The organism is Oceanirhabdus sp. W0125-5 (assembly GCF_027938815.1).
In the GTDB taxonomy this organism is placed as follows: Bacteria; Bacillota; Clostridia; order Clostridiales; family Clostridiaceae; genus Oceanirhabdus.
The window spans coordinates 5,201,355-5,214,878 of sequence record NZ_CP115913.1 but is presented as its reverse complement, the minus strand read 5'-3'; the positions used below and the strand labels follow the sequence as shown (position 1 = coordinate 5,214,878).

13 protein-coding genes are annotated in these 13,524 nt (G+C 28.1%); 9 read left to right on the top strand and 4 right to left on the bottom strand.

Annotated elements, in window-relative coordinates; translation table 11 throughout:
- Positions 1 to 17: 17 nt before the first annotated feature.
- The gene (locus tag OW730_RS24160; protein ID WP_271226611.1) at positions 18 to 1,409 is read right to left on the bottom strand and encodes an MATE family efflux transporter; all 1,392 of its coding nucleotides are present in this window, start codon (positions 1,407 to 1,409) and stop codon (positions 18 to 20) included.
- Between the two features lie 309 nt (positions 1,410 to 1,718).
- On the opposite strand from OW730_RS24160, the gene OW730_RS24155 reads away from it, so the two are divergent.
- Together OW730_RS24155 and OW730_RS24150 are read left to right on the top strand one after the other, a co-directional pair.
- Positions 1,719 to 2,129, top strand: coding sequence for a putative ABC transporter permease (locus OW730_RS24155; protein ID WP_271226610.1), 411 nt, complete (start codon positions 1,719 to 1,721; stop codon positions 2,127 to 2,129).
- A 281-nt stretch (positions 2,130 to 2,410) separates the two neighbouring features.
- Positions 2,411 to 3,379 (top strand): serine hydrolase domain-containing protein, encoded by a 969-nt coding sequence (locus tag OW730_RS24150; protein WP_271226609.1) that lies wholly within the window; start codon positions 2,411 to 2,413, stop codon positions 3,377 to 3,379.
- Positions 3,380 to 3,445: 66 nt separating this feature from the next.
- On the opposite strand, the gene OW730_RS24145 is transcribed toward OW730_RS24150, so the two are convergent.
- Entirely contained in the window at positions 3,446 to 4,249 is an 804-nt protein-coding gene (locus tag OW730_RS24145) for a CPBP family intramembrane glutamic endopeptidase (protein WP_271226608.1), read from the bottom strand.
- A 311-nt stretch (positions 4,250 to 4,560) separates the two neighbouring features.
- Here OW730_RS24145 and OW730_RS24140 point away from each other — a divergent pair, with 311 nt between their 5' ends.
- Together OW730_RS24140 and OW730_RS24135 are read left to right on the top strand one after the other, a co-directional pair.
- Entirely contained in the window at positions 4,561 to 5,778 is a 1,218-nt protein-coding gene (locus tag OW730_RS24140) for a MerR family transcriptional regulator (RefSeq protein ID WP_271226607.1), read from the top strand.
- A 75-nt stretch (positions 5,779 to 5,853) separates the two neighbouring features.
- A complete protein-coding gene (locus OW730_RS24135; protein WP_271226606.1) occupies positions 5,854 to 6,210 on the top strand; it encodes a YbaN family protein in 357 nt (118 codons plus the stop codon).
- Between the two features lie 51 nt (positions 6,211 to 6,261).
- On the opposite strand, the gene OW730_RS24130 is transcribed toward OW730_RS24135, so the two are convergent.
- Positions 6,262 to 7,164 (bottom strand): AraC family transcriptional regulator, encoded by a 903-nt coding sequence (locus tag OW730_RS24130; protein ID WP_271226605.1) that lies wholly within the window; start codon positions 7,162 to 7,164, stop codon positions 6,262 to 6,264.
- A 159-nt stretch (positions 7,165 to 7,323) separates the two neighbouring features.
- On the opposite strand from OW730_RS24130, the gene OW730_RS24125 reads away from it, so the two are divergent.
- Positions 7,324 to 8,004, top strand: a complete 681-nt coding sequence (locus OW730_RS24125) for a pseudouridine synthase (RefSeq protein ID WP_271226604.1) — start codon at positions 7,324 to 7,326, stop codon at positions 8,002 to 8,004.
- Between the two features lie 237 nt (positions 8,005 to 8,241).
- A complete protein-coding gene (locus tag OW730_RS24120; RefSeq protein WP_271226603.1) occupies positions 8,242 to 9,096 on the top strand; it encodes a DegV family protein in 855 nt (284 codons plus the stop codon).
- Between the two features lie 60 nt (positions 9,097 to 9,156).
- Here the strand turns inward: OW730_RS24120 and OW730_RS24115 are convergent, their stop codons facing one another.
- Entirely contained in the window at positions 9,157 to 9,948 is a 792-nt protein-coding gene (locus tag OW730_RS24115) for an alpha/beta fold hydrolase (RefSeq protein ID WP_271226602.1), read from the bottom strand.
- 161 nt (positions 9,949 to 10,109) lie between these two features.
- Here OW730_RS24115 and OW730_RS24110 point away from each other — a divergent pair, with 161 nt between their 5' ends.
- From OW730_RS24110 to OW730_RS24100, 3 genes are all read left to right on the top strand, one after another.
- Positions 10,110 to 11,573: a SpoIIE family protein phosphatase gene (locus OW730_RS24110; RefSeq protein WP_271226601.1), complete on the top strand. Its 1,464-nt coding sequence runs from the start codon at positions 10,110 to 10,112 to the stop codon at positions 11,571 to 11,573.
- 146 nt (positions 11,574 to 11,719) lie between these two features.
- Positions 11,720 to 12,412, top strand: a complete 693-nt coding sequence (locus OW730_RS24105; protein WP_271226600.1) for a response regulator transcription factor — start codon at positions 11,720 to 11,722, stop codon at positions 12,410 to 12,412.
- Between the two features lie 2 nt (positions 12,413 to 12,414).
- Positions 12,415 to 13,452 (top strand): sensor histidine kinase, encoded by a 1,038-nt coding sequence (locus OW730_RS24100; protein ID WP_271226599.1) that lies wholly within the window; start codon positions 12,415 to 12,417, stop codon positions 13,450 to 13,452.
- Positions 13,453 to 13,524: the final 72 nt, after the last annotated feature.

Here is a 13,524-nt window from a genome sequence, read left to right as displayed (position 1 = left end):
GTTTAAAACGCGCCTTTTTATGCTATAGCACTTATTTCATTATCATTTACCATATTTCTTATCCATTTAAATGATTTATATCTTTTTATCATAAAGATAACTTTTATAATCTCTTCAGCTGCAGTAAATGCAACAACAAAATACACAGGTAAGTGGAGTACAAAAGCAGCTATAAAAGCCAAAGGTATACCGATAAACCAAAGTGTAGCTCCTTGGAGTATAGAACCGTACTTAGCATCTCCACCTCCTCTAAGTATTCCAACTATCATAACTAAATTACACACTCTAACAACCATAATAATTGAATATACATAGAGTATATAAGTTGAAGCTAACTTAACTTCAGGTGATACATTAAAGAAAGAAATTATAGGTTTAGCTAAAATGAATAGTACAACACCTATAACTAAAGATATTAAAATAGATAATTTAGCTATTTTCTTAGAAAAATTTATAGCGGACTCTTCTCTATTAGCACCAATCTCATTTCCTATTATAACTACAGCTGCATAGGCAAGTCCAAAAGCAAATATCATAAATAAATTCATTATAGTTGAACATATTTGCATTGATGCAGCTGCTCCCGTACTAATTCTCGCATAGATTGCAATGTATGTTACATTACCAAGTCCCCAACATGCTTCATTTAAAACTATTGGTATTGTGACTGTAGATAATGTCTTAGTTAGACTTACAGATAATTCCTTAAAATCACTACCTTTGATGTTCAATATTTTATCTTTAAAGTATACTGAAAACAATAAGAAACCACATTCGAATATTCGAGCAATAAGAGTTGCTATTGCAGCACCTTGAGTTTTAAGTTCAGGCATACCTAAATTTCCGAAAATAAGTACATAGTTTAATATTCCGTTAACAGCAAGACCTAACATACTTGCAAACATTGGTAGTTTGGTGTTTTCAATACTTCTTAGAGCAGAAGCAAAAATAAATGTGATACCAGTAAATATATAGCTTATAACTGTTATTCTCATGTAGTCACTACCTACTGTAATAACTGATGAGTCTTTGTTGAATATTGACATTATTTTTTCAGGTATAGTAAGTCCAAAGAATAGAAAAATTAAAGATATAATCAAACTTACAGTTAAACATTTACATAAAACCTTTTTTATATTTTCTCTATCCTTTTTACCCCAAAGCTGTGCTGTTAATACTCCGCATCCACCTGCTACTCCTAATATGAATAAAGTAAATAAGAAGTAGAATTGATTTGCAATACCCACAGATGCAAGCTCAATTTCCCCAACTTTCCCTATCATCATAGTATCAAGCATATTAAGTGATGATGCTATTAAGTTTTGTAGAACAATTGGTAAGGTTATTATAAGTAAATTTTTATAAAATCCTTTATTATTCTTATAGTCTTTAAATAAACTAAATATCATACAAAAACTCCCTTCTTGAAATGAATGTATATATTAATTATTGAGCTGAGATATCTATAAATTAATTACAAAAAAAAGAACACCCACTTTGAATTTTTTTCAAGTGGATGTTCAACACTTAGATATTATTAAATATCTATTATATTTAAATTTATTTATAGTTCTCTCTAAATTCCTTTATAAGCATAATTAAAAAAAGATATTTTGTCAACTATTAATTGCTTATAGTAATTGCTTACAGTAAATTCTTATTTGAAATGTACTAATATTTTACCAAAACAAGATAAAAATATATACATGAATAAGTATATGAGATTTATAATATATGGTTTAGTTGGTTGGTGTGCAGAGGTTATTTGGAATGGAGTTCGTTCATTAATTGCAGGAGATTTTTTATTAGTAGGATGGACCTCTATGTGGATGTTTCCTATATATGGTCTTATGATTTTTTTAGAACCTATACACAATAGGATAAGAAATTTCCCCTTAATAATTAGAGGAGGTATTTATACAGTATTAATATTTTTCGTAGAGTTTCTAACTGGATTAGTTCTAAGTATCATATTAGGAACTTGCCCATGGGATTACACCGATAGTCCTCTTTCAGTATGTGGTGTAATAAGACTAGATTTTATACCAGTTTGGTTTATTGGTGGATTGTTATTTGAAAAACTTCATGATATTTTAGAATCAATTAACTTTACAAATAAAACAGTGTGATAAAAGCTGCTAATTGTAGCTTTTATCACACTGTTTTACTATGTAGAGAAGTATATTAATGATTTTAATTTAATATGTTTAATATTATAAATCCTGTTGATTAGTCGATATATTATACATGTAAAATGGGAGTTAGTCAATAAAAAGTTTATAATAATGTGAAAATAAAGTGATTTGAGATATAATACCTTTAGATTGTATTTAAGGATAATTCTTTCAATTTGCTAGGGATTTATAGTAAGAGTATAATCAATAATACAAATGTAATTGGGGGTAAAGGTATGGAAAATAATATTTGGGAAAATTCAAGTCCAGAAGATCAAGATATGGATTCACATATGATTAGGGAAGCAATCAAATTTATTGAAGAGAAGAATAAGAATATTCATAGCATACTTATTGTAAAAGATGGAAGTATATTAACAGATAAAAGTTTTAATCCAGATAAAAAAGACAAACCACATGATATATATTCTTGTTCCAAAAGTATAGTATCTACATTAATTGGAATAGCAATTGATGAAGGTTTGATTGATAGTATAAATAATAAGGTTTTAGATTTTTTTCCTGAAGTAATAATACATAAAGAGGATATTAATAAAAAGGAAATTACAATAGAAAATCTGCTGACAATGACAACTGGGCTTAAATGGAATGATTATAAAGATTATGATGAACTATGGGAAAGTGAGAATCCAATAGAATATTTCTTTGGACACCCTCTAATAAGTGAACCAGGAACGAAATTTTGTTATTGTAGTGGAGTTCCTCATATATTACAATTTATACTGGAGAAAGTTACTGGTGAGGACATATTTACATATGCTAAGAAAAAGTTATTTGAACCTTTAGGGATTAAGGAAGTTTATTGGCCAGAAGATGATAATGGAATGAAAGCAGGTATCATGTTATCACCAATAAATATGGCTAAGTTTGGATATTTGTTTTTAAAAGAAGGTAAATGGGGAGAGAATCAGATTGTATCTAGTGAATGGGTAAAAAAATCCACCATGAAACATATAGAAACTCCTTTGGAATCCAATATGGTAACTAATTTTGGCAGTGGATATGGGTATCAGTGGTGGATGAATCATTTTGGCGGATTCCATGCTAATGGATTTGGTGGACAATACATATTTGTAGTGCCAAAATTAGATTTAGTTGTAGTATTTACAGGTTCAATTTACGGAGATGATTTTTATATACCACAAATATTAATGGAAAGATATATAGTAAAAGCAATGAAATAGTTAACCGCAACAGTAATGAAGTGCACACTGTCTACTTGACATGATGCACTTCATTACTGTCAGGGGTTATTTTTTTATATTACATTTCATATTTTTAGTGATTTTATAACTTAAATAAACTATGCCCATTAAATAAATAAATGAACAAATCAAGCTTCCTTCAATTCCAAAATTGCCTCCTGATATTAAATCCAAATTTTCTACAGAATCAAAAGAAAATAATGAACCTCCAGTCATACGATTACCACTTACCTTGATTCCAAATATATTACCTTGAAACCAGTTCCAAGCTGAATGGAATCCACAAATACCCCAAAGTTCTTTAGTTTGTATTACATAGAGAGCAGCAAATATTGAAAATAATATAAGATTAATTATGGGCATTAATTTCATTCCAGGATTCATACCATGTAGTAATGTGAAAAATACTGTTGAAACTACTATTCCAAAAGGAACATTATATTTTGCACCCACCACTGGTAATACCCATCCACGTGAGAGTACTTCTTCGGTGCCTCCTTGAATAATAAATCCTATAAGCATACAAAGTATAGGCAATAATGTTTTAATACCTGTATTGGAAGTTTGCATAGTATTGATTTCAAAACCACCTAGTAGAGTTGCTACTAAGACACATAAGCTCATAAATACAGAGCCTATTAGAAATCCTAGTAGATACTTTTTAAATGCAAAGTCTTTTATAAATCCAATAGAGGAGATTGGTCTTTTTTCAATTTTTTTAACGTATAAAAAACAAAGAAGAGTAGAAGAACCAAAGCCAATTGTTAAAGTGAATATACTTGTTTTTAAATAGTCAGGTAATTGAACAAAGTCACCGATTACTCCAAAGAGACTTCCAATTAGCATCATAAAAAACGCTAGAAAGAATACTGCTATAAAATTACTTAGTTTTTGTGATTGTTTGGCAGCTTTAAATAAGCCGGTATCTGATAGTCTTAAATTATGATTTTTAATAATAATCCCTCATTTCTTTTAAATTATAAATTAATTGATAGTACTTAGAGTAATAATATGTTACATCTGCTAGCTACTAAGTAATTTTATACAATGCAGTAAAGTACACGTCAATATAGAGATATCTAAAAAATTTATTGAAATATGTAGTATACTACATTATATAGAGTATTAGAGGTTAAAACTTTACTTAGGAGGGTTTGATTATGAGAATTGGTGAGTTTGCAAAACTTTTTGACATAAAAAAATCAACAGTTAGATATTATACAGATATGAAACTCCTTCTTCCAGTTAAAACAGGACATAGTTTTTTTTATGATGAAATATGTGTGAAAGATATGAAAGACATTATAGAGTTAAGAAATATGGGGTTTTCAATAGAAGAAGTTATTAAGATAAAAACTTATGAAAGATTACATATTAATTATTCTGAAGATGAGAAAGAAGTGATAAAAAATATATTTCATTATAAAGTAAATGAGTTAAATCAGGAAAAGGTTTTGATTGAGAATAAGATAAATAGTATCAATAGGTGTAAAGAAGAAATTATGATAGAGAAAGTTCCTAAACAAATTGGTATTTCTGTTGAATATCTTGAATTCTTTACTTGTCCTATATGTAAAGAAGAACTGGAACTCATAGATGGGAAAATAAAAAATATGAGTGTTTTTAATGGAACTCTAAATTGTACTTGTGGATATAGTGTTAAGATTGAAGAGGGTATCTTGTTTGCTAGTGATAGAGAATTAGTAATTCCTAATGACTTAAAAAAGCAAAGTGAGAGTTGGCAGGAAAAAATATCAAAAATATCACCTGAACTTATGGCTTTAATAATTGAAAATGGAGTTAAAATGAAATCACATAAAGATTTCTGGAAAGAGGGGCAGATTTATCTTTTTAGTGGAGCAGATACAGATATACTAAGTATGCGGCTTAATGAGGAGTTTAGGACAAATGGATTATATATATTTGCTTGTATTTATACAGATACATTAAAAGACCTAAAAAGAAAAATTGAATACTTAAATATTCCAGGGAAGTTTCTCTTTATAAATCATTTTGATAAAATTCCTCTTAAGTCTTGTGTAGATAGAGTGGTGGATAATGGATCTAATATTATAGAATTGTTAACATCTCAATTTGATATTAATACTTTTATGTGGATTTTAAGTGTTTTACAAAATAATGCTGAGATACTAAGTATTTTACCTTCAATTCAAGAAGAATCAAAAACATTTGAAAAGGTACCTGAATATAAATTTCTTTTATCACATGAATTTCTTAAAGATAAATTTAGTAAAATGAATTTAGAAGTAATTTCTCAGGATGAATTAGGTAAAATTGAAAATGTTTCTAATCTTTTTCCTATGATAAATCAAGAAGATTACTTGAAGTTAACTTTATATAAATTAAAAAGAAAATAGTTAACAAACTTAAAAGCACTATTAAGTAGCTTTTTTAATAATAAAGAATAATGTACAAGCTGAGGGGGGCTATGGGTGAAAATAATATATTTAATAATAGGGATCATTTCTTTGGGAATAGGAATTGTAGGGGTGATACTACCAGTATTGCCTACAACGCCATTTATGTTGCTTACATCATTTTGTTTGTTAAAAAGTAGTGATAGATTAAATGATAGATTTCAGCGAACAAAATTTTATGAAGAGCATGTCAAGTCTTTTAAAGAAAATAGAGGTATGACAATGAAAGCTAAAATGAGTATACTCATACCTGTAAGTATAATGCTATTGACTATGTTTGTATTAATAGATAGCTCTATAATGAGAGGAATCATAGTAGTTTTACTTACAGTAAAGATAATAGTTTTTTCCAGAATGAAAACAATAAAATAATACTTATCAAACCCACTCTTCTGAAAGATTAGAGTGGGTTTGAGTCTTCATTTACTTTTTTATTTTTATAGGAATGTGTATCTCCATTGAAACTTTATCATACTCCCATGGGTGACAACGTTCATCATAATACTCAAAATCAAATTTATCTTCATCAATTTCATATCCTGATGTAGGGAACCATTCTTCAAGGATATATTTCCAAGTACCCTGAATCGATTTAACAAAATCATCCTCAGGTACTTCAGGAGTAGTGAACACGGCATAAGTTCCACCAGGTATTTCTAATTTATACATTTCCTCAGTAGCTAAATCAAAGTTATCTACCCCAACAGCTAATAAATAAGAAAATTCATCTGTTTCCATATTTGAATTAATACAAATACAATACTCACCATGTTTTGGTGGATTAAGTTCAAGATATAGTTTCTTTTCATACTCACCAGTACCAAGTCCTCTTTGATCCCAAAATGCTGGAATATCACGTGTATGAAGGATGTCTTTAATATTATTCTTAAATTCATAGCCAATTACTTTAAATGCTTTTCTCTCAATTATTTTAGGCTGCATTATAATACCTCCAGTTTTATTTTCAATCATTTTTTGTAAATTAATTTTAGGTGGCAATCCCTTGGGGGCATGCATGCGGTACATACTTGGGGAATAACCAAAACAGCGTTTAAAAGCTTTGCTAAAACCTGCGTGAGTTTCATAACCATAATCCATGGCAACATTAATAATTTTTTCCCCGCTTTGAATCTCGAACATAGCAAATTGAAGTTTTCTTTTTGTTACATATCCCATTGCAGATTGTCCTACAATGTTGTTAAAAACTTTGTAAAAATGATATGTTGAGAAGCCTGCAATTGATGAAAGGGTATCCACTGATATAACTTCTTTTATATTATTGTCAATATAATCTATAGTTTTTTGAATTAATTCAATATAGTTCATTGATGGCCTCCAATGTCTATTATTTTCCATATGGTAATTATATAATAACATACTGAAAATATATTGCTTTTCCATTTTTGTTAACCTTATAATTATTTTAATATGTTTTTTTTAATAGATAGAATATAGAGTTACTAACTGAAAGGATAAAGATGTTAAATGAGAATAGGTAAACTTTTTAGTAATTTAGGGTATTGTTCACGTAGAGAAACTAATAGATTAATAGAAGAAAAGAGAGTAAAAGTAAATGGAGAACTTGCGATACCTGGACAGTGGGTAGAAGAGGATGATCATATACTTATTGATAATGAGCCAATTTCTGTTAAAGAGAAGGTTTATATTGCACTAAACAAGCCAGTAGGGATTACTTGTACAGCTGCTAAGGAAGTGGAGAGTAATATTATTGACTTTATGAATTACCCAGACTATATTTTTCCTGTAGGAAGGTTAGATAAAGCATCTCAAGGGTTAATATTGATGACAAATGATGGGGTTTTAGCTAATAATATATTAAATTCAGAAAATGAACATGAGAAAGAATATATTGTAACTGTTCATAAGCCTTTTGATGATTTATTCATAAAAGGAATGTCTGAAGGCGTGGAAATTTGTGGTGTTAAGACAAGACCATGTAAAGTAAGTAGAATTAGTGAGGATACTTATGGAATTATTTTAACACAAGGAATTAATAAACAAATTCGCAGAATGAGCAAAGTTTTTGGATATAAGGTTTTGAGACTGGAACGTATTAGAATTATTAATATAACACTTGAGGGGATAGAGATTGGCAAGTGGCGATATCTTACAGAGGATGAGGTAACGGAATTAAGAAACATATAAATTAAATATATTCCATATTATTGAAATATAAGGTATATTATATATAATCAGAGCTATATGTAGATATTGAACAAGGCACAATTGACAATTCATAATTTAGGATGATTTGCTTTGCAAATCTAATAAATATATATTTTAAGGCTTTCAGTTTTGTTGAAAGGTTTTTTATAATCGTGAATTGTGCTTTCTGAATTGATTAAAATGTGGCTCAAATTATTATTGAAAGGGACAAGTTGTATGAGTAAAATCAAAATATTTTCTGATAGTACCTGTGATTTAACTAAAGAAATAATTGATAAGAATAACATATCTATAATTCCGTTATATATAAATTTTGACAATGATGTATACAAAGATTTAATTGAAATAACTACAGATGAATTGTACAAGCAAGTTGAAGTGCGTAATAAGCTTCCTAAAACAGCAGCGGCTTCTCCTAATGATTTTTACAATGCATTTAAACCACATATAGATAATGGCGAAAATATAATTTATATTGGGATATCTTCAAAGATTTCTTCAACAATAAATAACGCGATGCTGGCAGCACAGGAGTTTCCTGAAGGGCGAATTGAAATAATAGATTCCTTAAATTTATCTTCTGGAATAGGGTTGCTTGTAATGAAAGCTGTTGATTATGTAAATGAAGGTATGGATTTTAATCAAGTAACTAAAAAAATAAAACAATTAGTACCTAAAGTAAGAACCGCCTTTGTTATAGATACTCTTGATTATTTATATAAAGGGGGAAGATGTTCTGCTGTTCAACATGTAGCAAGTGGAATTTTAGGAATAAAACCAATTATCAGTGTGATTGATGGTAAAATGATTGTTGCTAAAAAAATTAGAGGAAAGCGTATAAAAGTAATGAATTCATTATTGTCTTATGTTTTTAAAGATAAAAGCAACATAGACTTAAGTCGGGTTACTATTACACATTCAAAGGCTGATGAAAATGCTATATATTTAAAAGAAAAGATAGAAAATGATAGTGAGATAGATATTAAAGAACTTCTTATAACAAATGCAGGATGTATAATTTCAAGTCATTGTGGAAAGAACACAATAGGAATTCTTTATATAGAAAAGTAAAGTAGAAGGACAAGTGACTTATTAAATAAGGCGACTGTCCTTCTACTTTGTAACTAGTATTTAGTTTTGCAAACTAAGTGATAGTTCTTTTTGACCCTTTAAAAATAAAATAACAGAACTATTAAATTCCTTTGGACTTTCAATGTGACACATATGTCCTACATCTTTTAAAATTTGCATTACTGCATTACTATCTTTTTTTACATATTCCTTAGCTTTTGATAAAAATAAATGATCTTCACTTCCGTATATATAGAGTTTGTTAATGCTGTCTTTCACTAATTGTTTTTTATTTTCGTAGTAATTTTTCTTTTCCATTATAATATTGTACCAATGAAGAAAATCGCTTCTATCCATTTTCTTTGCTTCTTTTACAAAGACCTCTCTAGATTCTTTGTGATTTTTTTTAGGCATCATTACAATTGCAAATAAATTATAAAGAAAATGATGGGGCATTAAGTGTTTGAAAACATGTCCAATTTGTAATAAAAACTTATTGAAAAATCCTATTTCTTTTACAGCAGCGCCATATACTATTGATTTAATCCTTGATTTATTATTTTCATAAATAAAATCTATAACTCCATTTCCAAGACACATACCAACAAAATGAGCTGATTCTATATTTAAATCATCTAAAATGTTGAGTATATTACATACTATCATGTTAGGGTCAAGAGTTGAAATACCTTTTTTTGATTTTCCATGGCCAGGCAAATCAATCAATAATAAATTAAAATCCTTTTTAAACTCTCTTACTTGTTTAAAGAATGTTGCAGAACTTCCCCCTAAAGGATGTATGAAAACTACCCAATCCTCTTTATTATCTGCTATAACTCTATAGTGAATCATGTTAATTTTCTCCTTTGTTTAATGTAGTACCTTTATTTAAGCATGCTCTACTATATTATAATATATTTAAGGTTTCTTTATCTTTAAAAGAAAAAAAATAAAATAGATATATATATATGGTATAATATGTTGGGCTTTAAATAACATAGGAGAGATATACTATGAAGGATACATCAATAAAGAATATTTTTGATGAATTAAATGTTAAATATAAATTTAATAAAGAAGAAAAATTTGAATACTTATTACTTTTACAAGAAGTCTTAAGAGGAATTACTGATATTATTGGAGTATATACAACAGATAGAACAATATTATTTTATAATCAAGCAGGATATGATTTTTTCAATAAGGTGCCTATTGAAATCATAGGAAAGAAATGCTATGAAATGATAGGTGAAACATATCCATGTGAGGAATGTCTTATTGAGAAAGCTATTATTAGTAAAAAAATATTAAGTAAAGAAAGATATATATCTAAATTTGATAAATATATGGAATGTTGTTGTAATCCAGTTATGAATGATTCTGGGGAAGTAATTTTTATTGTTGAACAAATGAGAGATATAACTGAGAGAAAAAAGCTAGAAAATACTCTTAAGGAAAGTGAAGAGAGATATCGTAAAATGATTAATCTTTCACCAGATGCTATAGTTATTACAGTAGATGGGAAAATTGTATTTGCAAATAGAGAAGCATCAAAGTATTTTGATAATCTTATTGGAGAAAATATATCTAAATATTCACCTGGTTCTGAAAAAATTCTTAATATGAGAATTCAGCAAATAATAAAAAATCAAGTACAGCATGCATTATTTGATTATAAAATTACCCTTGATGATAAGAGTGAAATTGAGGTTGAAGTATCTTCAAGTTATTTAATTTACAATGGACAGCCTGCAATTCTTTCCATAATGAGAGATGTTACTAAAAGGAAAAAGGATTTGAATGCAGCAGCTAAAGTTCAGAAAAGATGGCTGAAAAAAGTATTTCCATTACAGGATAAAGCGGATATGGAAACTATATATTTACCTGCCAAGACAGTTAGCGGAGATTTTTTTGCATTTAAAAAAGTAAAGGAAGATTTGGTTGTTGGAATAATTGGAGATGTAAGTGGAAAAGGAATCTCAGCAGGGCTTAATATCTCAGCATTTCATGTTTTATTTCAAGAAGCAGCTTTGAAAAGTCATAATCCATCGGAAATAATTGTTAATTTAAATGAAAAAATTGTTGATTATTTAGGTGAATGTTATATCGCTGCATGTTGTTTTAGTTTTGATTTTAAAAACAATGAAGCTAAGATTGTTGGAGCAGGTATTAATCAATTTATCTATAGACATATTAATTGTAAATCTGACTGGTTAACTGTTAAAGGACCTTTTCTTGGTATGTTTGAAAATAGTGTATTTGAAGAGAAAATAATAAAATTTGAATCGGGAGATAGATTTTATTTCTTTAGTGATGGACTAGAAGTTGTATTAGATGAAGAGCAAATAGAAGATAATGTTAATTGTAATACAATAGCTGAAGTTAAAGAGTGTATAAATAGTTTTTTAAGAGATAAGTTAACTGAGGTAGATGGAATAAAAGATGATTGTACATTACTGGCTTTAGAGATGAAGTAAAAAAGTTAATAATGATTAAAAAATAACGAAACATAGACATGCTACTTATGAGTTTAGTGGTATGTCTTTTTTGTGAAATCAACTGGTTTAAAATACAATAAATGTTATATAATTATATATATTAAAATTATTGAGAGGGGAAGATTATGTATAAAATCGCTTTAGTTGAAGATGATATGGAACTGTGTAATACTATTGAAAAAATCTTAAAAAAGTATAAATATAATATATTAAAAGTTATAGATTTTGAAAATGTAGAAGAGGTGATTTTTAAAGAAAAGCCTGATTTAATTTTATTAGATATTAATCTCCCTTATTATGATGGATTTCATATATGTAGAAATATAAGAAAGAAAAGTACGATTCCTATAATAATAACATCAGCAAGAAATAGTAATGTTGAACAAGTTATGGGGTTAGAATTTGGTGCAGATGACTATGTTGTTAAGCCTTTTGCTATGGATATATTACATGCAAAAATTAAATCTTGCTTAAGAAGAGTTTATGGTGAGTATACTACAAAATCACAAAATGTAAGTATAGGGGGTTTTGTTATTGATACAAATACATTTATCGCTAGTTATATGGATGAAAAAACAGAATTAACAAAGAATGAGTTGAAGCTTATTCTTTCACTTGTAGAGAATAAGAATAAAGTTGTTAGTAGAGAAACTCTTTTAAAAGAACTATGGGACGATAAAACATTTATAGATGATAACACTTTGAGTGTAAATATTTCAAGGATAAAGACAAAACTTGAACTTTTGGGGATTAAGGATGCAATTAAAACTAAAAGAGGTGTAGGGTATAGTTTTGTATCGGAATTTTTGGAGGGATAGAAATGAAGAAGGGATTTATAGATTTCATTAAAGATAAATTGGGATATACTATTTCAATTTTTTCTTCAATGAGTTTAGTAATTATATTTTACAAGCTTAACTCATCTCAAAAAATTGAGGTTTTATATCCAGCCTTATTAGTTTTATTTGTATACGTAGTAACTATGATTATTTCTTTCATAAAGTACATGAAGTTTAATAAATTACTTTCTAGTATTAATTATAATACTAGTTCTATGAATACTTATAAAAATGATTTTAAGACAAGAAATAATCAGCAGAACAAAATTATCCATACTATAAATAAATTAAATAGAAGTTATAAAGGTGAAATTCAAGTTTTTGAATCAGAACATAAAACTAGAAACGAGATTATTTCACAAATAGTACATAATACTAAAACTTCAGTTTCGGTTATAGAACTAATTACAGGAGAGTGTTTCGATAACAATCATCCTCATGTAGATAAAAAAGAACTAAATAAAATAAAAGCTGAAAATCATAAGATTCAGGAAGGACTTGAACAGGTGTTAAGTTATTTGCGTCTCGGAGAGTTTCAAAATGATTATATTATTGAGAATGTAAATATAGTGCAGCAGGTAAGAAATACAGTTAATCTAAAAAAAGATTATTTTATATATAACAATGTATTCCCTAAATTCTTAACAGATCAAGAAGAGGCCATTGTATTAACAGATAAAAAGTGGAACAGTGTTATTCTTGAACAAATAATTACAAATGCGGTGAAATACTCATATGCAAAAGAAGAAAAAGGGAATGTGTTTTTTGAAATTAAGATTATTAATAATACTACTCAGTTAATTATTAGTGATAATGGAATTGGAATATCTCAATTTGATTTAGAGAATGTATTTAAGCCTTATTTTACTGGAGAAAATGGGCGAAAAATAAAATCCTCATCGGGTATAGGGTTGTATATATGTCACAGGATAGCTGAAAAATTAGGCCATAAGATTGAGATAAGTTCAGAAGTTGGTAGGGGCACAAAAGTTATTATATCTTATCTTTCAAAAGCGTAAGAGTATCTTAAGAGTAATCGATTGCTCCTAAATTGTGGAAAAAATATAATGAACTTATGAGAGGAGTGGTGG

Coding starts and splice junctions, on each gene's coding strand:
- OW730_RS24160 (WP_271226611.1), bottom strand. CDS start 1,409: ATGATATTTAGTTTATTTAAAGACTATAAGAATAATAAAGGATTTTAT.
- OW730_RS24155 (WP_271226610.1), top strand. CDS start 1,719: ATGAGATTTATAATATATGGTTTAGTTGGTTGGTGTGCAGAGGTTATT.
- OW730_RS24150 (WP_271226609.1), top strand. CDS start 2,411: ATGGAAAATAATATTTGGGAAAATTCAAGTCCAGAAGATCAAGATATG.
- OW730_RS24145 (WP_271226608.1), bottom strand. CDS start 4,249: ATGATGCTAATTGGAAGTCTCTTTGGAGTAATCGGTGACTTTGTTCAA.
- OW730_RS24140 (WP_271226607.1), top strand. CDS start 4,561: ATGAGAATTGGTGAGTTTGCAAAACTTTTTGACATAAAAAAATCAACA.
- OW730_RS24130 (WP_271226605.1), bottom strand. CDS start 7,164: ATGAACTATATTGAATTAATTCAAAAAACTATAGATTATATTGACAAT.
- OW730_RS24125 (WP_271226604.1), top strand. CDS start 7,324: ATGAGAATAGGTAAACTTTTTAGTAATTTAGGGTATTGTTCACGTAGA.
- OW730_RS24120 (WP_271226603.1), top strand. CDS start 8,242: ATGAGTAAAATCAAAATATTTTCTGATAGTACCTGTGATTTAACTAAA.
- OW730_RS24115 (WP_271226602.1), bottom strand. CDS start 9,948: ATGATTCACTATAGAGTTATAGCAGATAATAAAGAGGATTGGGTAGTT.
- OW730_RS24110 (WP_271226601.1), top strand. CDS start 10,110: ATGAAGGATACATCAATAAAGAATATTTTTGATGAATTAAATGTTAAA.
- OW730_RS24105 (WP_271226600.1), top strand. CDS start 11,720: ATGTATAAAATCGCTTTAGTTGAAGATGATATGGAACTGTGTAATACT.
- OW730_RS24100 (WP_271226599.1), top strand. CDS start 12,415: ATGAAGAAGGGATTTATAGATTTCATTAAAGATAAATTGGGATATACT.